Genomic DNA, 21425 nt, shown 5'->3' on the forward strand with positions numbered 1-21425 from the left:
ACGGATGACCATGAGCGCGAGGCTGCTGCGGGACGATCACACGATCTCCGGATCGACGGTTCCCCCGCTTCAGCCGACCTTCGACGCGCCCGCCATCCCGACCCGGCCCGTCCTCGACGTCTTCCTGCGCGCGCCCGAAAGCGGCACGCGGCGGCGCCTGACTGTCCACGAGCCGATGGCCGCATTCGGCCTCATCGACGAGCTCGACTTCCTCACCGCCCGCGCCGTCGACCAGAACGTCTTCTTCGCCCCGCAATTCCTCGTGCCGGCGATGCCCCGGCTCGACGACCGCCGGGTGCGGCTGATGCTGGTGCGCGACGAGACCGCCACCCGCTCGCGCCTGCGCGTCCTTCTCCCCTTCACGGTGGAGAAGCCCGGCCTGTTCGGCGGCGCGCCGGTGATCCGCGCCTTCGCCCATCCCTTCGGCCGCCTCGGCACGCCCCTTCTCGACAGCGACGATCCCGCCGGCACGCTCGCCGATCTCGTGGTCGGGCTCGCCAAGCCCGAGCTCGGCCTTCCCGACGTCCTCGTCCTGCCGGAGGTTCGCCTCGACGGTGCCGCCGCCGGCTGGATCCGCGGTGTGGCGTCGCGGCGCGGGCTCGCCGCCGAGACGACCAACGTCTTCGAGCGCGCGGTGCTGAGCCGCGCCCGGCCGCCGGCCATGACGCCGAAGCGCCGACGCGAGCTGGCAAGAATGGCGCGCGTCCTCGAACGGCTCGGCGGGCCGGTGCGCAGCGTCACCGCGGCGGAGCCGGAAACCGTCCGCCTCGCCTTCGAGGAGTTCCTCGTTCTCGAGGCCAGCGGCTGGAAGGGCCGGGAGCGCTCGGCCCTCGTGATGGACCGCTACCGCTCGGCCTTCGCGCGCGAGGCGGTGAACCTCATGGCCGAGAAGGGCCGGGCGCGCATCCTGGAGCTTCGCGCCGGCGGCCGGCTCGCGGCGAGCCTCGTCTGCTTCGTGATCGACGGCGAGGCGGTCCTGTGGAAGATCGCCTATGACGAGGCCTTCGCGAAGGCCTCTCCCGGCTTCCAGGTCGTGGCCGAGGCGACGCGCCAGTTCCTCGCCGATCCCGCCATCACCCGCGTCGATTCCTGCGCCATGCCCGACAGCCTCCTCGTCAACCGGCTCTGGCCGGAGCGCACGAGCATCGGCACGCTGGTTTTGTCGCTGCGGCCGGGCGGCGAAGCGCGCGTCTCGCAGGTCGCCCGCGCGCTCCAGACCGCGTCGCGCTCGCGCAACGCCGTGCGCCTCATGCGCGAGCGGCTGGCGGGCCTTTTCCGGCGCTGAGCGAACGAGGTTCGGCTTCGGCCTCGGCCTCGGTCCTGGCCATGTCGCGGAAGACGCGGCGCATGATCTTGCCGGAGGTCGTCAGCGGCATCTCGTCGACGAAACCGATCTCGCGCGGATATTCGTGCGGCGAGAGGCGCTCGCGCACGTGGCGCTTCAGCGCCTCGGCGAGCGCTTCGTCGGCTCTGACTCCGTCCGCCGGCACGACATAGGCCTTCACGATCTCGGTGCGCACGGGGTCGGGCTTGCCGACCACCGCGACGAGCGCGCAGGCGGGGTGGGTGAGAAGGCAGTTCTCGACCTCCCCCGGCCCGATCCGATAGCCGGCCGAGGTGATGATGTCGTCGTCGCGCCCCACGAAGGACACGAAGCCCTCGGTGTCCATCACGCCCTGGTCGCCGGTCATCAGCCAATCGCCGCGCATCTTCGCCCGCGTCGCCGCGGGGTCGCCGAGATAGCCGAGAAACATCACGGGATCGGGCGCGGCGACGGCGATCTCGCCGGGCGTTCCCGGCGCCGCCTCGCGCCCGTCCGGATCGAGGATCGCGACGCGGTGGCCGGGAACCGCCCGGCCGATCGAGCCCGGCTTCGACACGCCCCAGCCTTCCGCCGAGGCGAGAACGAGGTTGCACTCGGTCTGGCCGAAGGCCTCGTTGACGGGGCACCCGAAGAAGGCGCGCGCCCAGGCATGCGTCGCCGCGGGCAGGGTTTCGCCGGCCGACAGGATCGTGCGAAGCGACAGGTCGGCGGGCGCGCGCTCCAGGTCCGACGCGGCGCTCCGCATCAGACGCAGCGCCGTCGCCGGCAGGAAGGCGTTGCGCACGCCCCGCCGCGCCATCAGCGCCAGGGCCTCCGCGCCCGAGAAGCGGGCGGCCGAGAAGACCACCGGCACGCCGAAGTGCAGCGAGGGCAGGAGCGCGTTGAGGAGGCCGCCCGCCCAGGCCCAGTCGGCCGGCGTCCACATCGCGTCGCCGGGCTGGGGCAGGTCCTCGTGCGCCATCACGAAGCCGGACAGGTGGCCGGCAAGGACGCGGTGGCCGTGAAGGGCGCCCTTCGGATTGCCCGTGGTGCCGGAGGTGAAGATCAGGAGCGCCGGATCGCCCGGCCCGGTCTCGGCCGTCGGCGTCCGCGCCGGATCGGCCTCGGCGGCGAGACGTGCGAGGTCGAGCGCGCCCTCCGCCGGACCGGACACCGACAGAACGCGCCGCAGCGCCGGCAACGGCTCGGCGAGCGCGCGCAGCGTGTCCAGCCCTTCCGCGTTGGTGACGAGCGCCGAGACGCCCGCGCGGGCGAGGCGGAAGCCGAGCGCTTCCGGCCCGAACCGGAGCGCCAGCGGCACGGCGACGGCGCCCAGCCGGTAGGCCGCGAGGTGGGCGGCGGCCGTCTCGACGCTCTGGGGCAGGACGATGCCGACGAAGTCGCCGCGCGAAACGCCGAGATCCGACAGGACGGCGGCAAAGCGCGCCGCGCGATCCGCCAGCGCGGCATAGCTGGTCTCGACCGGGCTCAGCCCCGCGCCGCGGTCCTCGATCAGGCAGATGCGCTCCGGCTCGGCGGCGAGCCACGGGCCGAGGCAGGCCTCGGCGATGTTGCAGCGCGCCGGCAGGTCCCAGCGGAAGGCGGCTCGCCTTGCGGCATAGATCGCGTCGCCGGGCGACAGGGGAGTGGTGCCGTCCATCACTCGAACAGAAGACCCTGTTTCGCCGGCGTCGTCGCCTCGTGCGCGGCCGCCCGGCGCGCGCGCTTCGTTCGGGCCGCGCCCGCGTTCTCGGTGCCGGTCGACACGGCGCCGCGCAGGCCGTCGGCGAGCTGCACCACGAATTCCGCGCCCATCGGCAATTCGCTCGCGCTGGTGATCGGCTGCCCGTCCGGCCCCGCGCCCGGCCGGCGCAGGATCGCGTAGCCGCGCGACAAAACATTGTCCGGGTTCAGGCTGAGTGCGACGCGCCACTGCGCGTCGAGGCCGGTTCGCAGGCGCTCCAGGCCGAAGCGCTGGGCGCGCGGCAGGCGTCGGCCGAGATCGACGAGACGCTGGCGATGCGCGTCTGAGCGGGCCGACATGGCGCGCGGCTGGAGGCTGAGGGAAGCGCGGTCGAAGCGCTGGCGCTTGGCGGCGAGGCCGCGCGAGAGCGCGTGGCCGAGAACGCCTTCGGCGTGGCGCAGGTCCGCGCGCTTGTCGCGCACGAGGCCGTCGAGGGCGTTCGGCGACAAGGGTGATGCCGCCTCGCCGAAGCGACGGCGGTTCTCGGACAGGCTCAGCCGCAGCGCCCGGCCGAGGCCCGTCTCGGCCTCGTCGACCCGGCGTCGCGGAAGCGCGAGCAGCATGTCGACGGAGGGAAGGGCGCGGGCGAGCGAGGTGACGTGCCGCCTTTCCGCGTCGATCCGGCGCGTGACCGACTGGCCGTGGCGGGCATGAAGCGAGGCGAGAGCGGCGTGGAGCTCGGCGCGCACCGGCACCGCCATCTCGGCCGCGCCCGTCGGCGTCGGGGCGCGGCGGTCGGCGGCGTGGTCGATCAGCGTCCAGTCGGTCTCGTGGCCGACGGCGGAGATCAGCGGGATGAGGCTGCCGGCCGCGGCGCGCACCACCGCCTCGTCGTTGAAGCCCCAGAGGTCTTCGAGGCTTCCGCCGCCGCGCGCGACGATGATGAGGTCCGGCCGCGGGATCGCGCCGCCCGGCTCCAGCGCGTTGAAGCCCTTGATGGCCGCCGCGACCTCGGCCGGACAGGTGTCGCCCTGGACGCGCACCGGCCAGACCAGCAGGCGGAGCGGGAACCGGTCGGCGATGCGGTGGCAGATGTCGCGGATGACCGCGCCGGTCGGCGAGGTGACGATGCCGATCACCTGCGGCAGGAAGGGCAGGGGCTTCTTGCGCTCGGCCGCGAAGAGCCCTTCCGCTTCCAACCGCACGCGCCGCTCGTTGAGGAGCGCCATCAGCGCGCCCGCGCCGGCCGGCTTCAGGTCCTCGATGACGATCTGGTACTTGGAGGAGCCGGGAAAGGTGGTGAGGCGGCCGGTCGCGACGACCTCCAGCCCTTCTTCCGGGCGGAAGGCCAGCTTGGCGAAGGAGGTGCGCCAGACCACGGCGTCGATGCGCGCCTTGTCGTCCTTCAGCGCGAAGTAGGCGTGGCCGGAGGAGTGCGGCCCACGATAGCCGGAGATCTCGCCGCGCACCCGCACGTGGCCGAAGGTTTCCTCCACCGTGCGCTTCAGCGCGCCGGATATCTCCGACACGGAATATTCCGCGACGTTTGTCGTGGGTTCCGGCAGGAGGTCGAGGTCGATGGCTTGGCTCATCGGCGCATCTCACGAGAACAAACAGGGAAACGCAAGGCCCAAAGGGCCGCAGTCCACCGCGAAATCGCGCGCCTTGGCCTACCAGCCGGCGACGCTCATGCTCGGGCGCAGGCGCTGCGAGCGGATCGCGCGGGTCTCGGGCAGATGCGAGGGCTTGGCCTGGGCCTCGGCCGGCGGCAGATTGTGAAGGCTTTCGCGCATGTGCTCGACGAGGGCGGAGACGATCGGCCCCTCGGCGTTGCGGTTCTTGACGATGCCGATGCGGGCGTCGTCGAGCTTCGGGAAGCCATCGGCCTCGCCGAGCACGCGCATGCCGCGCCTCAGCGAGCATTCCGCGAGAACCCCGACCGCGAGGCCCGCCAGGACAGCCGAGATGATGGTCTGCGCCGCCCAGGAGGTGAAGAGCACGCGGTGGCGCCGGCCGATCGTGTCGAGCGCCTTCAGCCCCTCGACGCGCCAGGCACAGTCGGCCCGGCCGAGGGCGAGCGGCAGGACGTCCTCGTTGTGGATGTCGTGGGCGGCGGAGGAGACGAAGTGCAGCGGCTCGGTGCGCACGATCTCCTTCGTCATGGTGGCCGTTTCGGCGCAGTCGGTGACGAGCGAGACGTCGAGGCGGTTCTTCTCGATGTGCTCCAGGAGATTGGCCGTCGGCTCGCAGACGACGTGGAGCTCGACGAGCGGGTTGGAGCGCGCGAAGCGGGCGAGGATCTCCGGCAGGAAGCGCTCGGCATAGTCGTCCGGCAGGCCGATCCGCAGGTGCCCCTGCATGGCGCCCTCGTCGAAGGCGAGCAGGGTTTCCTGCGAGAGCGCCATCATGCGTCGGGCATAGGCGAGGAGGCGGCCGCCCTCGTCGGTGAGCCGCATCGCGCGTCCGTTGCGCTCGAACAGGCAGGCGCCGAGCCGCTCCTCGAGGCGCCGCATCTGCATCGACACGGCCGACTGCGTCTTGAACACCTCTTCCGCCGCCCGGGTGAAGGATCCCGTGTCAACGATGGCGACGAAGGTGCGGAGCTGGTCGAGGTCGAGCGGCGCGGTCATGCTTTCCATTCATCACTTGCGTTGATGGACGACATCATAAACATTCGTTGGTCTGATTGATAGAGGCCCGCTACCTTCCTCCTCGTCAGGAACAGCCCGCGTCGACCCGACGCCCGAAACCGCCCCGAGGCGGCGCTTCGGGCGAATGGGAGAGGCGTGCCTTCCGACCGGCCAGGACATGAAGGAGCAAGGCCATGACCCTCACCACTCGCATCCCCTCGGTCACCAGAACCGAGCCCGTCGCCACCGGCATGGCCGGCCTCGCCGTCCAGTCGGTGCTGATGCTCGTGCGGGCCGTGATGAACCGCCGCGCGCTCTACCAGCTCGACGAGATGCCGGACTACCTCCTGAAGGATGTCGGCCTCACCCGCGACGACGTCCATTCCGCGCTCGCCTCCGACTGGCGCGAGGACCCGAGCGTCGCCGTCTCGGTCGCCGCCGCCCGGAGGCGGAGGAGGATCGCCTCCTGACGGAACCGCATCTTGAACCGGCGCAGGTGAAACGGGGGCTCGATCGGCCCCCGTTTCCGTTTTCGATGTTGTTCCCGGTCTGCGAGGGCGCAAGCCAGATGCCCGGCGCGGACGCGCGCTCTGCCCGCTCCCCGGCCTCTTCTCAGATCCCCGTGCCGCTTTCTTCCTTCTGCTCGGCCGGGTCGGCCGTCCCGTCGCGGGGCGGGATCAGGAGCAGCTTGTCGATGCGCCGACCGTCGAGGTCGATGACCTCGATCTTCCAATCGCCCGAATGGAAGCTTTCCCCGACCTCCGGAATGTGGCCGAGCCGCTCCAGGACGTAGCCGGCGAGCGTCGTGTAGTCGCGCTTCAAGGGGAACTCGATGCCCGGCACGAGGTGGGCGACGTCGTCCACCGGCAGGGCGGCGTCCACCAGCCAGGAGCCGTCCTCGCGGCGATGGGCGTCGACCTCGTCGTCGGCATGGCCCTCCGGCAGCGAGCCGGCGATGGCGATGAGGATGTCGGTCGGGGTCGCGACGCCTTCGAAGGAGCCGTATTCGTCGAGCACCACGGCCATGTGGATGTTGGAGGTGCGGAAGCGCTCCAGGAGCTTCAGGATCGGCAGGGTCTCGTGCACGTAGAGCGGCTCGCGCATGGCCGCCGCGAGGTCGATCGCGCCGGTGCGCCGCTGCTGCTCCAGGAGATCCTTCACCTGGACGACGCCGACGACGTCGTCGGTTTCCCGGTCGATAACCGGAAAGCGCGAATGCCCCGTCGTGACGATCTCCTCCAGCGTTTCGGACGCCGGGTCGCCGAGATCGAGCCACACGGTGTCGGGGCGCGGCACCATGATCGAGCGCACCGTCCGGTCGGCGATGCGCAGCACGCCTTCCAGCATCTGCCGCTCCTTGGGCTCGAAGACGCCGCTCTCCGTGCCCTCCGCGATCATGGCCTTGACGTCCTCTTCGGTCACGCCCTCCTCGCCCTTGCCGCCGACGCCGACGAGCTTCGACACCGCCTCGGTGGACACGCGCAGGAGCCAGACGATCGGGGCGCCGACCTTGGCGATCACCGTCATCACGGGCGCCACGAAGCAGGCGATGGCCTCGGCCCGGCGCATGGCGAAGCGCTTGGGAACCAGCTCGCCGAAGATCAGCGAGAGGTAGGTGATGCCGATGACGATGACGATGAAGGCGAAGGTGTCGGCGGTGCCGACCGGGGCGAGGCCGGCATTCTCGATGACGTCGGCGAGCGGGCCGGCGAAGGCCTGGCCGCCATAGGCGCCGGAGAAGATGCCGACGAGGGTGATGCCGACCTGGACGGTGGACAGGAAGGTCGTGGGATCTTCGAGAAGGTTGAGGGCGCTCGTCGCGCCCCGTCGGCCTTCCTTCTGCATCTGCGCGAGGCGGGAGCGGCGGGAGGAGACCAGCGCCAGCTCCGACATGGCGAAGTAGCCGTTCACGAGGATCAGGAAGAAGACGATCAGGGCGTTCGTCAGAAGCACGGGATCACCGAAGGAGAAGGGCAGGGAAGCCCGTTCCGCCGGCCCGGGTCGGGCGCGGCGGCGGGCGCGAGGTCGAAGGGGCTATGCGGAGGCCGCCGGCGGGGCGGCGCCCCTCGGAGACCGGGCGAGGCGGGAGGAGGGCCGGCGGGCGATGCCGCGGCCGCGAGGCGCGCGCGGCGGCGACGCCGCCGCTTCAAACGAGTCATGACGCCTGCCCGCCGCCCTCTCCACCCTCGCGAGGGGCCGGATGGTAGCGGCTGAACAGGGCCGTCATCTCGTTGATGTAGTCGTCCTGCATGCGGCGCCCGCTTTCCCACAGCGCGGAAAAGCCGGGATCCGCGGATCCGGCCGGCTCGCCACCGGGCGCCGCCTCCGCGCGCGGCGCGGGCGGCGCCTCGGGGACTTCGGGCGCCGGCGCCATGGGCGGCGTCTGGGATGCCGGAAGCTGCGCGGCGGCCGCGCCCATTCCGCGGGCGAAGGCCGCCATCATGGCGGCGAACGGCAGGAAGGGATCGAACCCGGCGCCCGCTTGGCCCGTGCCGGACCCGGGCGCGGCTCCGCTGGAGGCGGGAGCGGAGGCGGGTCGCTGCGCCGGCGCTGCGGGCTCGGCCATCGGCGGCAGCCAGGGCAGACGCCCGGTCAGCGCGTCGCGAAACAGCGCCTGAAGGTCGATGCCCCCCATCGGCGCGGGGGCCTTGCGGGTGCCGAACTCCTGCGACGGGCGGTTGAGCGCCTCGACGGCGTTGGCGCCGCGCCGCAGCGACTCGGCCATGGCCGCGCCGTAGTTCGACGTGTCGGGCAGGGCCGGCTGGTGGCGCGCGATGTTGGCGAGAAGCATGCGCGTCACCGTTTCCATGGTGAGCACGGACAGGCTCGCCATGAGCCGCTGCATCGTGTCGGGCGCGATCCCGCTGGCGAGCGAGGCGCGACGCGCCAGCGAGGCGGTGCGCTCGGGAGGGCCGAGGAGCTGCGCGGCCAGCGACCAGGCGGCGTCGCCCGCCCGGTTCTCGCCGAGTCCGAAGGCGCGGGGATCGGCGAAGGGAGCGAAGCTCGCGGCAAGGGCGCTCATCGCGCCCGGATCGGTCATGGCGTGCCGCAGCGCCTCCGTGAAGGCCGGTGCCAGCGCTTCCGTCGCGCGCCGCAATTCCTCGTGGCTGAGGCGGAAGCTCTCGGCGAGGCGGTCTGCCGTCAGCCCCGTGTCGGCGGCCGTCAGCCAATCGTAGAAATCAGTCATCACCCCATCCGGTCCGCCCGGCGAGTTGGAAACGGTCGGCGGACCCGCTCCGGCGCCAGAATGACCCGTTCGGCCGCCTCTGCCAACCCGTATCGCACGGTTAATCCGGCCGGTGGCACTCACCGGTCCTTCCGCGCTCAATAGGTCAGGTGCTTGAACACGCGTTCCATCGAGCGGTTCCACTGCTCCTCGTAGAGGCGCAGGAGCGTGCTCGCCGCGGTGGTGCCGCGGGCCGCAACCTCCTCCAAAGGCGCGAGAAAATGGGTCTCGTCGTCACCGTCCTCGTTGAGGCGCGCGCGCCGCTTCAGGCCGCCGCGCGCGATCTCGAGGGTCGCGCGCGCGACGTCGAGGATGCGCCCGCCGCGGAACGGCGCGTCGAGGCCGAGCTTCGGCACGGCGGAGCGCAAGGCGTCGACCTCTTCGAAGGTCCAGCCGACGGTGAGCGCGTCGGCCTCGCCGAGCGCGGTCTCGTCGTAGAGGAGGCCGACCCAATAGGCCGGCAAGGCGCAGATGCCCCGCCAGGGGCCGCCGTCCGCGCCGCGCATCTCGAGGAAGCGCTTGAGGCGAACGTCCGGAAAGAGCGTCGAGAGGTGGTTGGTCCAGTCGCCGAGATTCGGACGGGCGTCCGGCAGGCGACCTTCCAGCGCGCCGTCGCAGAACTGGCGGAAGGTGACGGTGGTGGCGTCGTGGTAGCGCCCTTCGCGGGTGACGAAGTACATCGGCACGTCGAGCGCCCATTCGACGTAGTCGCGATAGGTGTAGCCCGGCTCGAAGGCCGCGGGCAGCAGCCCCGAGCGGTTGTTGTCGACGTCGAGCCAGACGCCGGAGCGCCAGGACTGCTCGCCGTTGGGCGCGCCGTCGGTGAAGGGCGAGTTGGCGAAGAGCGCCGAGGCGACCGGCTGCAGGCACTGCCCGATCCGCATCTTGCGCGCCATGTCGGCTTCGCTCGAGAAGTCGAGGTTCACCTGGATGGTGCAGGTGCGGAACATCATGTCGAGCCCGCGCGTGCCGACCTTCGGCATGTAGCGGGCCATGATCTCGTAGCGCGACTTGGGCATGCGCGGCGTTTCGTCGAGGCGCCAGAGCGGGCTCGATCCCATGCCGAGAAAGCCGATGCCGAGATCCTTGGCGACCGAGCGCACGTCGGCGAGGTGGCGGTTCGATTCGCGGCAGGTGTCGTGGATCGTCTCCAGCGGCGCGCCCGACAGCTCGAACTGGCCGCCCGGTTCCAGCGAGATCGCGCCCTGCCCCTCCTCGCCGAAGAGGCCGATGATGCGCCCGTCGTCGAGGATCGCCTCCCAGCCCGACAGCTTGCGCATGCCCTCCAGGAGCTGCTCGATGCCGCGCGGACCCGCATAGGGCACCGGCGACAGGTCTTCGACGTAGAAGGGAAACTTCTCGTGCTCGGTGCCGATGCGGAAGCGCTCGGGCGGCTTCTCGCCGGCCCGGATGTGGGCGACCATGTCCTCGACCGAAGCGAGGGGCGTGGAATCGGACGTGTCGCGCGCCATGGCACCTGTTCCGCATGCGAAAGGCCGCAGCGCCCTCGAACAAGCGGACGCGCGGCGTTGGATCGATCGCCGCTGTTTCCGACGAAACCGGGCGATCCTGCAAGATATGATCGGTGAACGATCCGGCCAGCGCGCCGAACGACGCGCCCCCGTCCCGTCAGCGCCAGTCGCCGGCCGCGGCCTGGAGCACCGCGAGCGCGGCGACGGCCGCCGTATCGGCCCTGAGAATGCGGGGGCCGAGCGACAGGGGCGTGACGAAGGGCCGGCCGAGTAGCGCGTCCCGCTCGTCGGCCGAAAAGCCGCCTTCCGGTCCGATCAGGAGCGCGAGCGGTGCCGGGGGGAGGGCGCGCAGCGCATCCACCGGGTTCTCGCCCGCCGCCCGCTCGTCGCAGAAGACGAGGCGCCGGGCAGGGTCCCAGTTTGCCAGCACCTTCGCGAGCGGCTCGGGCTCGCGCGCCTCGGGCACGGACAGGATGCCGCACTGTTCGGCCGCCTCGATGGCGTTGGCGCGCATGCGCTCGACGTTCACCCGGCTTGCCTGGGTGTGCTGCGTCATCACCGGGCGCAGGACGCCGGCGCCCATCTCCACGGCCTTCTGCACCATGTAGTCGAGGCGGGCGTGCTTGAGCGGGGCGAAGAGGTAGTGGAGATCGGATGCCTGCGTCTGCTCGCGCAGCCGCTCCTGCGGCACGAGCTCGATCCGGCGCTTGGACGGGCGTTCCACCCGCGCCCGCCACTCGCCGCTCCGCCCATCGAAGACGAGCACCATGGCGCCGGCATCGAGGCGCAGGACGTTGCCGAGATAGTTCGTCTGGACGGGGTCGGCCTCGATCGGCCGTTCCGCTTCGATCGGGCCTTCGACGAAGAGGCGGTTCATGCGGAACTCGTAATCGGGCATGGGCGGCGCGTCATGTCTCGCTTCTGCGGCCGAACCGGATCGGCCGCCGCGTCGTTCCCACGCGAACGATCGCTTGGCAAGGAACGGACAGCATCCATGGATCTGGGCATCAAGGGGCGCGTCGCGCTGATCACCGGCGCGTCCGGCGGCATGGGGTGGGAAACGGCGAAGATCCTGGCGGCCGAGGGCTGCCGCCTCGTTCTCACCGACAAGGACGTCTCCGGCATCGAGGCCGAGGCTGCCGATCTCGGCGGCGATGCGATCGCCCTCGGCGCCGACGCGACGAAGCAGCCCGAGGTCGACGCGGTGGTGGCCGAAGCGGTGAAGCGATTCGGCACGCTCGACATCCTCGTCCACACCTCCGGCATCACGGGGGCCAAGGGCGACCCGCTGGAGATGACCGACGACAACTACCAGGAGGCCTATCAGAACGACTTCCTGTCGGCCGTGCGCTTCGCCCGCGCGGCCTTCCCGCACATGAAGCGCGGCGGCTGGGGCCGCTTCGTCTGCGTCACCTCGGAGAACGCCATCCAGCCCTATTGGGAGGAGGCGACCTACAACACCGCCAAGGCCGCGCTCGCCGCCTTCGTGAAGGGCCTGTCCTACAAGGCGGCAGCCGACGGCATCCTGTGCAACACGGTGGCGCCCGCCTTCATCGCCACCGACATGACCGATGAGATGATGAAGAAGCGTGCGAAGGAGAAGGGCGTCTCCTTCGAGGAAGCGATCGAAAGCTTCCTCGACGAGGAGCGGCCCGGCATCGTCCAGAAGCGCCGCGGCCGCGCCGACGAGGTCGCCGCCGTCATCGCGCTTCTCGTCTCCGAACGCGCTTCCTTCACCAACGGCGCCAACTACCGCGTCGACGGCGGCTCCGTGCAGGCCGTGGGGAACTAGGCGGCCGGCGAATCTGGAAGGGGGCGCTCCATCGAGCGCCCTCGTCCTCTCGTCAGTTGTTCGGGCCGTCGATCCGACTCGCCGCGATCGGATCGGAAGCCGGGAAGGTCTCGTCCACGGCTTCGTCGAGGCGCTCCTCGTCGGTCAGCGGCCGCTCCTGGTCACCGGGCGTGCGGCGGTCTTCGGCGATGAAGCCGGCGGTGCGCTCGGCCTCGTCGGGCTTTCGGGCTGCCGCTGCCTTCGGATCGAGAGGGTTCTGTGAAACGTCGGACATCGGGACATTCTCCTTGCCGGCAATGGCCGGTTCAGGACGTCAACGAGCGCTCGATGACGGTGTTCCGAGCCGCAACGGTTCTTCGGTTCGAGCCGATGCGGGAGCGCGTTCTCCCCATCGGCCCGACGCGTCGAGCCGGATCAGGTATTCGGTCGCTCGAAGCGCGAGAAGGAAGACCGCTGCGCCACCGAGCAGGTCGGCCGCGTGGTGCGCGCCATGGAGAAGCGTTGCCGGCAGCATCGCCAGATTGATCGCAAGGAAGGGCCAGCGCAGGGCCGAGAGACTCCAGGCGAAGCGGATGCAGAGAAGAGCGAGAACCGTGTGGAAGGAAGGAAAGCCGATCAAGCCGGTCATCGTGTCCGGCGCGATCCGGTCCGGGCCATGAGCCATGAACGAGCGCAGACGCTCCCCCTCGGCGCTCCCCAGCACCACGGACGCCGCCTTCTCCACATCCTGCGGCAGGGCCTCGAAGGCCGACGGACCGACCGAGGGGAACAAGCTCCAGATGAAGACGGTCGCGGTCGCAGCGATGACCAGCGTCATCAGCATGCGGTCGAGCTCCATCGGCCGGCCGGCTAGGGCGAGCAGGACGAGGAGGATGGCGAGTTGCGGAAGGCTCGACTGGTAGACGGCAGCCAGTGCGGCCGACATGGTGGCGTGACGCGCGCCCCATCCGACCAGCTCCGGCCAGCTGTAGCCGATCAGCTCGCCGAATCGAAACAGAACCGGGTCGATGAGCGGCCCAGCAGGAGGAAGGATGATGTGGTTGTAGGTCGCGAGCGCGAGGCTGAAGGCCAGCATCAGAGCCGTTGCGATCAAACCGGATGCGAGGCGCTCGCTCCGGCCGGTCAGGCGATAAACGAGCCCCGCCATGAAGGTGCCGGCGACGAGAAGAAGTCTCGGAAGGAAAGCCGCGACGTCGACGCGGGCCGGAAACAGGTAACTGGCGAAGACGCAAGCGACGAGGATCGCCAGCGTCGCCGTGAGAACGAAGCTCTCGGCAAAACGGAAATTGAAGCGTTCGGGAGCAAATTGTCGGACGGCTGGCGGCATGGACCGAACCCTACCACGCATGGATTGCCATCTCGTTGCCGGGGCGTCACCCGCCCGGCATCTGCTGGAGCACGCGCTCGTGGATCGAGGCGTCGGCCTCGCTGAAGCAGCAGAAGAGAATTCGATCGAAGGCGCCGGTCGCCGCCGCGCGGCGGCCTTCATCGATCGCGATCCGCGCCGCGCGCTCCTTCGGGAAGCCGTAGATGCCGGTCGAAATGGCAGGAAACGCGATCGTGCGGATGCCGTTCTCGGCCGCCAGCGCGAATGAGGCGCGATAGGCCGAGGCGAGTGCGACGTCCTCGCCGGCCGTGCCGCCGCGCCAGACCGGGCCGACGGTGTGGACGACGTGGCGCGCGGGCAGGCGGTAGCCGCCCGTCAGCCGCGCTTCGCCGGTCGGACAGCCGCCGATCCCGCGGCATTCTGCAAGGAGGTCCGGCCCGGCTGCGCGGTGGATGGCTCCGTCCACTCCGCCGCCGCCGAGCAGGCTCTCGTTCGCCGCGTTGACGATCGCGTCGACGTCGAGCCGCGTGATGTCGCCCGTCACGACGGCGATTCGATTCGCGTGGTCTGCCATGGCCGATGCTCCGGCATGGAGGAAAGAAGGAGGAGGCCCGTTCGCGCCTCCGGTGGACGATGGCAGATGGACCGCTTACCTTCGGGGCCAAGTGGTTGTTTTCAAGGGAGCGCCGCCATGAGCGTCCGGATGCCCGCGCCGAATGGGGCGATTCTCGCGCGCCGCCGCGAGATCGTCGAGGCTCTGCGCCGCATCGTGCCGGGCGAAGGGGTGGTCGCCGACGCGACGGAGCTGAAGCCCTTCGAAACCGACGGTCTCACCGCCTACCGGCAGGTGCCGCTCGCGGCCGTCCTGCCGCAGACCACGGCCCAGGTCGCCGCGGTGCTGCGCTACTGCCACGCCAACGACATTCCCGTCGTGCCGCGCGGCTCGGGCACCTCCCTGTCGGGCGGCGCGCTGCCGCTCGCCGACGGCGTGCTCCTCGTCCTGTCCCGCTTCAACCGGATCCTCGAGATCGACATCGACAACCGCTGCGCGGTGGTCCAGCCCGGGGTCACGAACCTCGGCATCACCAAGGCCGTGGAGCACCAGGGCTTCTACTACGCCCCCGATCCCTCCTCGCAGATCGCCTGCTCGATCGGCGGCAACGTCGCGGAGAATTCGGGCGGCGTCCACTGCCTGAAATACGGCCTCACGGCCAACAACGTCCTCGGCGTCGAGTTCGTGACCATCGAGGGCGAGGTGATCCGCCTCGGCGGCAAGCATCTCGACTCGGAAGGCTACGACCTTCTCGGTCTGCTGACCGGCTCGGAAGGGCTTCTGGGCGTCGTCACCGAGGTGACCGTGCGCATCCTCCAGAAGCCGGAAACGGCGCGCGCTCTGCTTCTCGGCTTCCCGACCTCCGAGCAGGCGGGCGCCTGCGTCGCCGCCATTATCGGCCAGGGCATCATTCCCGGCGGCATGGAGATGATGGACCGGCCGGCGATTCACGCGGCCGAGGCCTTCGTCCATGCCGGCTATCCGCTCGACGTCGAGGCGCTGCTGATCGTCGAGCTCGACGGCCCGAAGGCGGAGGTCGATCATCTTCTTGCCGTGGTCGAAGGGATCGCGGCCGCGGAAGGGGCCGTGACCGCCAAGGTGTCGCAGTCGGAGGAGGAGCGCGCCCGCTTCTGGGCAGGACGCAAGGCCGCCTTCCCGGCGGTCGGGCGCATCTCGCCGGACTATCTCTGCATGGACGGGACGATCCCGCGCAAGGAACTGCCGCGGGTGCTCGCCGGCATGCGCGCGCTGTCCGAGCGCCACGGCCTGGCGGTCGCCAACGTCTTCCACGCCGGCGACGGCAACCTCCACCCGCTGATCCTCTACGACGCGGCCAAGGACGACGAGCTGGAGCGCGCCGAGGCCTTCGGAAACGACATCCTGCGCCTCTGCGTCGAGGTCGGCGGGGTTCTCACCGGCGAGCACGGCGTCGGCGTCGAGAAGCGCGACCTGATGCCGGAGATGTTCTCGGAGGACGACCTTCGCCACCAGCAGCGGGTGAAGTGCGCCTTCGACGACAAGCACCTCCTCAACCCCGGCAAGATGTTCCCCGTCCTCCACCGCTGCGCCGAGCTCGGCCGCATGCACGTCCACCGCGGGCAGGTCCCGTTCCCCGACCTGCCGCGGTTCTGATGGGAGAAGGCACGCGATGAGCACGCTGCGACAGCCTTCCTCGCAGGCATTCGATCGGTCGAGCGGTCGATTGTCGGCCGAGGCCTTTCTCGACATGACGCGCGACCGGCCGGACACCGAGCGCTGGCAACTGATCGACGGGGAGCCGCTTTTGATGATGAACCCGCCCAGCGGGCGCCACCAACGCATTGCTGCCAATCTGGAGCGGCTGCTGAACGACGCGCTCGCCGAGCATCATCCGGGCTGGGACGCGATCCGAGAGCTGGGTCTCATGATCGAGGGGCGCCCGGACTTTCGCCCGGTAGCCGACCTAGTGGTCCTACCCTTCGACCTTGGAGACCAGCAGTACTTTTCCGAGTTCCATCTCGTGGCGGAGGTTCTCTCACCCTCGAACACGCACGAGATGATCAGCCGCAAGCGTCAGCTCTACGCTGAGTCGCCCTTCTGCCAGCACATCCTGATCCTTCGGCAGAACGAGATGTGCTGCGAGGTCTGGTCGCGCTCGGCCGACTGGCAGGGCCGGGTGTATCGCTCGGCCGCCGACCGAATCGAACTTCCCGAGTTCGGCTTTTCCTGCGCCCTTTCCGAGGTTTACCGCGGAACCGGCGTCTCGTGAGCGCTCTCGCCGAGAGCCCCGCAGCCGCCGAAACGTTTCGTCCCGCCGACGAGGACGGCGTGCGCGACATCGTCCGGGCGGCCGTCGCCGACGAGGCGCCGCTGCTTATCGAGGGCGCGGGCTCCAAGCGCGGGCTCGGCAAGCCGTCGGGGGGGCTCGCCAATGCCCGGCGCCTGTCGCTCGCCGAATGCCGGGGCGTCACGCTCTACGAGCCGGAGGAGCTGGTGCTCTCCGCCCGCGCCGGCACGCCGATCGCGGAAATCGAGGCGCTTCTGGCCGCCCATCGCCAGCGGCTCGAATTCGAGCCGATGGATCTCGGGCCGCTCTACGGCGAGGCGCCGGGTCTCGGCACGATCGGCGGCGTTCTCGCCTGCAACCTCGCCGGACCGCGTCGCATCGCCCGCGGCGCGGCGCGCGACCACGTGCTCGGTGTCACCGCCGTGTCGGGCCGGGGCGAGGTGTTCCGCGCCGGCGGGCGGGTGGTCAAGAACGTCACGGGCTACGACCTGTCCAAGGGGCTCGCCGGCTCGTTCGGCACGCTCGCGGTGATGACGAGCATCATCATGAAGGTCATGCCCGACGTCGAGGCGGAGGCGACGCTGGTGCTGCGGGGCCTCGCCGACGACGCGGCGGCCGGCGCCATGGCGGCCGCCATGGGCTCGTCTGCCGAGGTCTCGGGCGCCGCGCACCTGCCCTACGCCGTCGCGGCGCGCGTCGCGGAGGGCTCGCTCGGGCGCGAGTCGGCGACGCTGATCCGCATCGAGGGCTTTGGCCCCTCCGTCGAGGCGCGCGCCGCCCATCTCTCCGCCGGCCTGTCGCGCGTCGGCCGGCTGGAGCGGCTGGAGGGCGAGGCGTCTCGTGCGCTCTGGCGCGACGTGCGGGATGTGCGCCCCTTCGCCGACGGCACGGACAAGCCGGTCTGGCGCCTCTCGGTCGCGCCGACCCGCGGCCACGAGCTGGTGATGGACCTGCGCATGGCCGCCGCCATCGACGCCTTCTACGACTGGCAGGGCGGCCTCGTCTGGCTGCGCATGGAGGCCGGCCAGCCGGAGGCGGATCTCGTCCGCCAAGCCCTGGGCCGCCACGGCGGCGGCCACGCGACGCTGATCCGGGCAAGCGAGGTGGCCCGGGCGAACGTTCCCGTCTTCGAGCCGCAGGCGGACGCCCTAGCGCGCTTGTCCAAGCGCTTGAAGGACCAGTTCGATCCGGCAGGCATCCTCAATCCGGGGCGGATGGGTTAGGATGGCAATGCAGAAGGGAGACGATCGATGAACGAGAGCGAACTCTTCGACCAGAACCCGGAGGTCGTCAGCGGCGCCCTGGTGTTCAAGGGAACGCGGGTGCCGGTAGACGTCTTGTTCGAGAGCCTGCTCGGGGGCTCGACCTTGGATGAGATTCTCGAAGACTTTCCCTCGATCGGCCGTGATCGCGCCGAAGCGGCCATCAGGCTGGCGCAGCAATCGCTGCATCGCGACGCCGCGTGAGGCGCGTCCTCCTCGACGAGGGGGTGCCGCAACGATTAAGCCGCCTTCTTCGGGACCGCGGCGTCGACGCACATGCCTTTCCCGACGAATGGAAGAGCTTGTCGGATCGCGATCTCATTGATGCTGCCATGCAGGCAGGCTTTACGATCCTTGTCACGCAGGATCGCAACATGCCGTTCCAGCGCCCCCTGTCGGGACAGGCCATCGCGATCCTGATCGTGCCTTCGCTGGATCGAAGGGCGGTCCTCCGCAGGCTCGACGAAATCGCCGACCGCCTGCCCCGCCTCGAACCCGGCCGCTATGCCGTTCTCGGGCGCGAGGGCAGCCTGCCCAATCCGCCGCGTAAGCCACTCTAACGCTTCCGAAAGGTCGAACCCGGCCACGCCCATGCAGACCGCCTTCACGCCCGCCCAGCTCGAAAATCCCGACAACGCGCATTCCGCCGGCATCATCCGCAAGTGCGTGCATTGCGGCTTCTGCACGGCGACCTGTCCGACCTACGTGACGCTCGGCAACGAGCTCGACTCCCCGCGCGGGCGCATCTACCTCATCAAGGAGATGCTGGAGAACGACCGGCCGGCCGACGAGAAGACCGTCACGCACATCGACCGCTGCCTCTCCTGCCTGTCCTGCATGACGACCTGCCCCTCCGGCGTGAACTACATGCACCTCGTCGATCATGCCCGCGCCCATATCGAGCGGACCTACACCAGGCCGCTTCCGGACCGGCTGATCCGCGCCGTTCTTGCCCGCGTCCTGCCGCATCCCAGGCGCTTCCGCGCGAGCCTGACGCTGGCGCGGCTCGGCCGGCCCTTCGCCGGCCTCCTCGACCGGATGAAGCCCCTGCGCCCGCTCGCGGCGATGCTGCGCCTCGCCCCCGCCGCTCTGCCGGTGCCGGATGCGCTGCCGGAAACATCGCCGGCGAGCGGCCCGCGCCGCGGCCGGGTCGCGCTTCTCACGGGCTGCGCGCAGAGCGTCCTCGATCCCGGCATCAACGCCGCGACGGTGCGGCTCCTCAACCGTCTCGGCGTCGAGGTGGTGCGGCCGGCGGGGGAGGGGTGCTGCGGCGCGCTCGTCCACCACATGGGGCGCGACGAAGAAGCGCTCGACTTCGCCCGGCGCAACGTCGACGTTTGGGCCAAGGCCGCCGACGAGGGCGGTCTCGACGCGATCGTCATCACCGCCTCCGGCTGCGGCACGACGATCAAGGACTACGGACATATGCTGCGGCTCGACCCGGCCTATGCCGCCAAGGCGGCGCGGGTGTCGCTGCTCGCCAAGGACGTCACCGAATATCTCTCGACGCTCGACCTGCCGCTGCCGGCCAACGCCGCGCAGACCGACCTCGTCGTTGCCTACCACTCCGCCTGCTCGATGCAGCACGGGCAGCGCATCACGGCCGCGCCGAAGACGCTTCTGGCGCAGGCCGGCTTCACCGTGCGCGACGTGCCGGAAGGGCACATCTGCTGCGGTTCGGCCGGGACCTACAACATCCTCCAGCCCGAGATCGCGGGGCGGCTGCGCGACCGCAAGGTCGCCAACATCGAGAGCATCAGGCCGCAGCTCGTCGCCACCGGCAATATCGGCTGCATGACGCAGATCGGCTCGGGGACCGCGCTGCCGGTGGTCCACACGGCCGAACTTCTCGACTGGGCTTTCGGCGGCGAGAAGCCGGCGCGGCTCGCCGGCATCGTCCCGAAAGCTCACTCGGCGGCATCCCTCGCCCCCGCCGAGTGAGGGCGATCGGTCAGCTGCCGAAGAGGCCCGACAGGATGCCGCCGCGCCGGGGCGCGGCGTCGGCGTAGATCGCGCTCCGCCCGCGTCCGTCCGGCCCGATCACCACGACCTTGGCGCCAACACCCACGCGCTCGTAGAGGTGGCTGACGTCCTCGTTGGTCATGCGGATGCAGCCCGACGACATGCGCTGGCCGATGGTCCAGGGCTGGTTGGTGCCGTGGATGCGGAACAGCGTGTCGCGCCCGCCGCGGTAGAGGTACATGGCGCGCGCGCCCAGCGGGTTCTGCGGGCCGCCTTCCATGTAGGCCGGCAGCTCGCGGCCCTTGGCGCGCTCGCGGATCCGCATCTGCGCCGGCGGCGTCCAGCCCGGCCATTCGGCCTTGCGGGCGACCTTCACGTTGCCGGAAAAGCCGAAGCCTTCCTTGCCGACGCCGACCCCGTAGCGCGTCGCCGTGCCGCCGGGCTCCACGAAGAACAGGTAGCGACGCTCGGTGTCGATGATGATCGTGCCGGGCGCCTCGCGCGTTTCGAAGCCGACCTGGACGCGGCGGAACTCGGGCGCGGGCAGGCGCTGGCCCTGCGTCGCGCGGCGCTGACCGGGCTGGATCGTTTCCCAGCGCCCTTCGGCGTGGTTGTAGCGGCGCTCCTGGGCGGACGCGCCGGGCGCGGCGAGGCCGAAGCCGAGAAGAACCAGGCCGGCAAGGGCGGCGATGCGGCGACTGAGGATCATGCGGACGGATCTCCGTGGTGGTTGGGAACGCGCCGCGCGGCGCGCCGAAGGGGTGATGGGAACGAGACACGGATCCGGCATCGCCGCGAGGATGCCGCCGGGCGGGGCGAAAGCAAGCATCCGCGGCGTCGCGGCCGGCCTTCACGTCCCGCTTTGTCGGCGGGGTGTTGCCGGGCGGTGCCGGATTGCCGTCAGGACACGATCACCTTGGCGCCCACGCCCACGCGGTCGTAGAGGTCCATGACGTCCTCGTTGCGCATGCGGATGCAGCCGGACGAGACCGACCGGCCGATCGTCCAGGGCTGGTTGGTGCCGTGGATCCGGTAGAGCGTCGAGCCGAGATACAGGGCGCGCGCGCCGAGCGGGTTTTCCGGGCCGCCGTCCATGCGAACCGGCAGCTCGCGGCCCTTCCGGCGCTCGCGGGCGCGCATCTCGGCCGGCGGCGTCCAGGTCGGCCATTCGGCTTTCCGCGAGATGCGCTGCGTGCCGTTCCAGCCGAAGCCTTCCTTGCCGACGCCCACGCCGTAGCGGCGCGCCTGGCCGCCCTCCTCGACGAGGTAGAGGAACTTGTTGCGCGTATCGACGACGATCGTGCCGGGCGCATGGCCACCGTCATAGGCGACGGTCTGCGGCAGGAACTTCGGGTCGAAATCCGGGCGGGGCGCGACGTCGCGTGTCGCGGCGGCAGGGGCGGCGGCAAGCGAGGCCTGGCGGCGCGCGGTGCCGACGTTCGGCCGTGCGGTCGCGCCGTAGACGGCTTCGAAGCCGGCCGGCGCCCGGCGCACAGCCGGCTGACCGTAAATGGCCCGCGGCGCGGCGCGGCCGAGAACGACGCCGGATGCGGCCGGAGCAGGGGCCGCGGTGGCGCGGCGCGCCAGGTCCGGCCGCACATAGCCCGGTACGACGCCGCTGCCGGGCGACAGCTGCAGGATCCACTCGGCTGCCAGGTCGGGATCGAGCTCGACCGGCGGGCGCTCGGAATAGCGGCTCTGGCCGACGGCGGGCAGGGATGCGACGCCGAGCGCGGCAGCGAAGGCGAAGGCTGCCGCCGCGAGGTTGAGCGTGCGCTGGAGCATGGCGGATATCCTCGAAGAAGGCGTGTGGCGAAGGCGGCCCGCCGGTCGCGCCGCCGCAAGGCGTGAACCGGCACCGTCGAGGGCAAGAATGCGCTGCAAGGAGCGCCCGCAGGGTTAATCGGCCGCGATTGCCCCAGCGACTTTCCGTTGAGGTTAATCCCGA

The 21425-nt window shown here is 70.7% G+C and carries 21 protein-coding genes; 9 read left to right on the top strand and 12 right to left on the bottom strand.

The window, feature by feature from the left end; translation table 11 throughout:
• Positions 1-10 precede the first annotated feature (10 nt).
• Positions 11-1285 carry a GNAT family N-acetyltransferase gene (locus FZN60_RS08255; RefSeq protein WP_158872987.1) on the top strand — a complete coding sequence of 425 codons (1275 nt, stop codon included), beginning with the start codon at positions 11-13 and terminating at the stop codon, positions 1283-1285.
• Here the strand turns inward: FZN60_RS08255 and FZN60_RS08260 are convergent.
• The 3 genes from FZN60_RS08260 to FZN60_RS08270 form a co-directional block, all read right to left on the bottom strand.
• A complete protein-coding gene (locus tag FZN60_RS08260; protein WP_158872988.1) occupies positions 1248-2963 on the bottom strand; it encodes an acetate--CoA ligase in 1716 nt (571 codons plus the stop codon). The genes FZN60_RS08255 and FZN60_RS08260 overlap by 38 nt on opposite strands.
• On the bottom strand, positions 2963-4579 hold the full coding sequence (xseA, locus tag FZN60_RS08265; RefSeq protein WP_158872989.1) for an exodeoxyribonuclease VII large subunit: 1617 nt from the start codon (positions 4577-4579) through the stop codon (positions 2963-2965). The genes FZN60_RS08260 and xseA overlap by 1 nt, the downstream gene beginning before the upstream one ends.
• A gap of 78 nt (positions 4580-4657) precedes the next feature.
• Complete coding sequence (locus tag FZN60_RS08270; RefSeq protein WP_158872990.1) at positions 4658-5617, bottom strand: LysR family transcriptional regulator; 960 nt, start codon at positions 5615-5617, stop codon at positions 4658-4660.
• A gap of 194 nt (positions 5618-5811) precedes the next feature.
• Between FZN60_RS08270 and FZN60_RS08275 the strand changes: the two genes are divergently transcribed.
• Positions 5812-6087 carry a DUF1127 domain-containing protein gene (locus FZN60_RS08275; RefSeq protein WP_158872991.1) on the top strand — a complete coding sequence of 92 codons (276 nt, stop codon included), beginning with the start codon at positions 5812-5814 and terminating at the stop codon, positions 6085-6087.
• A 142-nt stretch (positions 6088-6229) separates the two neighbouring features.
• Here the strand turns inward: FZN60_RS08275 and FZN60_RS08280 are convergent, their stop codons facing one another.
• From FZN60_RS08280 to FZN60_RS08295, 4 genes are all read right to left on the bottom strand, one after another.
• Complete coding sequence (locus FZN60_RS08280) at positions 6230-7570, bottom strand: hemolysin family protein (protein ID WP_158872992.1); 1341 nt, start codon at positions 7568-7570, stop codon at positions 6230-6232.
• Positions 7571-7772: 202 nt separating this feature from the next.
• Positions 7773-8804: a hypothetical protein gene (locus tag FZN60_RS08285; RefSeq protein ID WP_158872993.1), complete on the bottom strand. Its 1032-nt coding sequence runs from the start codon at positions 8802-8804 to the stop codon at positions 7773-7775.
• A gap of 137 nt (positions 8805-8941) precedes the next feature.
• Complete coding sequence (locus tag FZN60_RS08290; protein ID WP_158872994.1) at positions 8942-10315, bottom strand: glutamate--cysteine ligase; 1374 nt, start codon at positions 10313-10315, stop codon at positions 8942-8944.
• A 157-nt stretch (positions 10316-10472) separates the two neighbouring features.
• Positions 10473-11213, bottom strand: a complete 741-nt coding sequence (locus FZN60_RS08295; RefSeq protein WP_158872995.1) for a 16S rRNA (uracil(1498)-N(3))-methyltransferase — start codon at positions 11211-11213, stop codon at positions 10473-10475.
• 96 nt (positions 11214-11309) lie between these two features.
• On the opposite strand from FZN60_RS08295, the gene FZN60_RS08300 reads away from it, so the two are divergent.
• The gene (locus FZN60_RS08300) at positions 11310-12107 is read left to right on the top strand and encodes an SDR family NAD(P)-dependent oxidoreductase (RefSeq protein ID WP_158872996.1); all 798 of its coding nucleotides are present in this window, start codon (positions 11310-11312) and stop codon (positions 12105-12107) included.
• Positions 12108-12159: 52 nt separating this feature from the next.
• Here the strand turns inward: FZN60_RS08300 and FZN60_RS08305 are convergent, their stop codons facing one another.
• The 3 genes from FZN60_RS08305 to FZN60_RS08315 are packed head-to-tail and all read right to left on the bottom strand — an operon-like array spanning position 12160 to position 14008.
• Entirely contained in the window at positions 12160-12381 is a 222-nt protein-coding gene (locus tag FZN60_RS08305) for a hypothetical protein (protein WP_158872997.1), read from the bottom strand.
• Positions 12382-12420: 39 nt separating this feature from the next.
• Positions 12421-13434: a phosphatase PAP2 family protein gene (locus FZN60_RS08310; RefSeq protein WP_158872998.1), complete on the bottom strand. Its 1014-nt coding sequence runs from the start codon at positions 13432-13434 to the stop codon at positions 12421-12423.
• Between the two features lie 46 nt (positions 13435-13480).
• Positions 13481-14008, bottom strand: coding sequence for an O-acetyl-ADP-ribose deacetylase (locus FZN60_RS08315; protein ID WP_158872999.1), 528 nt, complete (start codon positions 14006-14008; stop codon positions 13481-13483).
• A gap of 117 nt (positions 14009-14125) precedes the next feature.
• Here FZN60_RS08315 and FZN60_RS08320 point away from each other — a divergent pair, with 117 nt between their 5' ends.
• The 6 genes from FZN60_RS08320 to glcF are packed head-to-tail and all read left to right on the top strand — an operon-like array spanning position 14126 to position 19456.
• Entirely contained in the window at positions 14126-15619 is a 1494-nt protein-coding gene (locus FZN60_RS08320) for an FAD-linked oxidase C-terminal domain-containing protein (protein WP_158873000.1), read from the top strand.
• Between the two features lie 16 nt (positions 15620-15635).
• On the top strand, positions 15636-16235 hold the full coding sequence (locus FZN60_RS08325; protein ID WP_210253411.1) for a Uma2 family endonuclease: 600 nt from the start codon (positions 15636-15638) through the stop codon (positions 16233-16235).
• Positions 16232-17476 (top strand): glycolate oxidase subunit GlcE, encoded by a 1245-nt coding sequence (glcE, locus tag FZN60_RS08330; protein ID WP_158873002.1) that lies wholly within the window; start codon positions 16232-16234, stop codon positions 17474-17476. Before FZN60_RS08325 ends, glcE begins: the two co-directional genes overlap by 4 nt.
• Before the next feature lie 27 nt (positions 17477-17503).
• A complete protein-coding gene (locus tag FZN60_RS08335; RefSeq protein ID WP_158873003.1) occupies positions 17504-17719 on the top strand; it encodes a DUF433 domain-containing protein in 216 nt (71 codons plus the stop codon).
• A 23-nt stretch (positions 17720-17742) separates the two neighbouring features.
• Positions 17743-18075 carry a hypothetical protein gene (locus tag FZN60_RS29270; RefSeq protein ID WP_369413034.1) on the top strand — a complete coding sequence of 111 codons (333 nt, stop codon included), beginning with the start codon at positions 17743-17745 and terminating at the stop codon, positions 18073-18075.
• A 31-nt stretch (positions 18076-18106) separates the two neighbouring features.
• Positions 18107-19456 (top strand): glycolate oxidase subunit GlcF, encoded by a 1350-nt coding sequence (gene glcF, locus FZN60_RS08345; RefSeq protein WP_158873005.1) that lies wholly within the window; start codon positions 18107-18109, stop codon positions 19454-19456.
• 10 nt (positions 19457-19466) lie between these two features.
• Here glcF and FZN60_RS08350 read toward each other — a convergent pair whose 3' ends face one another.
• Both FZN60_RS08350 and FZN60_RS08355 read right to left on the bottom strand, forming a co-directional pair.
• Positions 19467-20186 (bottom strand): L,D-transpeptidase, encoded by a 720-nt coding sequence (locus FZN60_RS08350; RefSeq protein WP_158873006.1) that lies wholly within the window; start codon positions 20184-20186, stop codon positions 19467-19469.
• A gap of 191 nt (positions 20187-20377) precedes the next feature.
• Positions 20378-21262 (bottom strand): L,D-transpeptidase, encoded by an 885-nt coding sequence (locus tag FZN60_RS08355; protein WP_158873007.1) that lies wholly within the window; start codon positions 21260-21262, stop codon positions 20378-20380.
• Between the last annotated feature and the right edge of the window lie 163 nt (positions 21263-21425).

This window comes from Antarcticirhabdus aurantiaca, from assembly GCF_009765365.1.
Classification (GTDB): Bacteria; Pseudomonadota; Alphaproteobacteria; order Rhizobiales; family Rhizobiaceae; genus Antarcticirhabdus; species Antarcticirhabdus aurantiaca.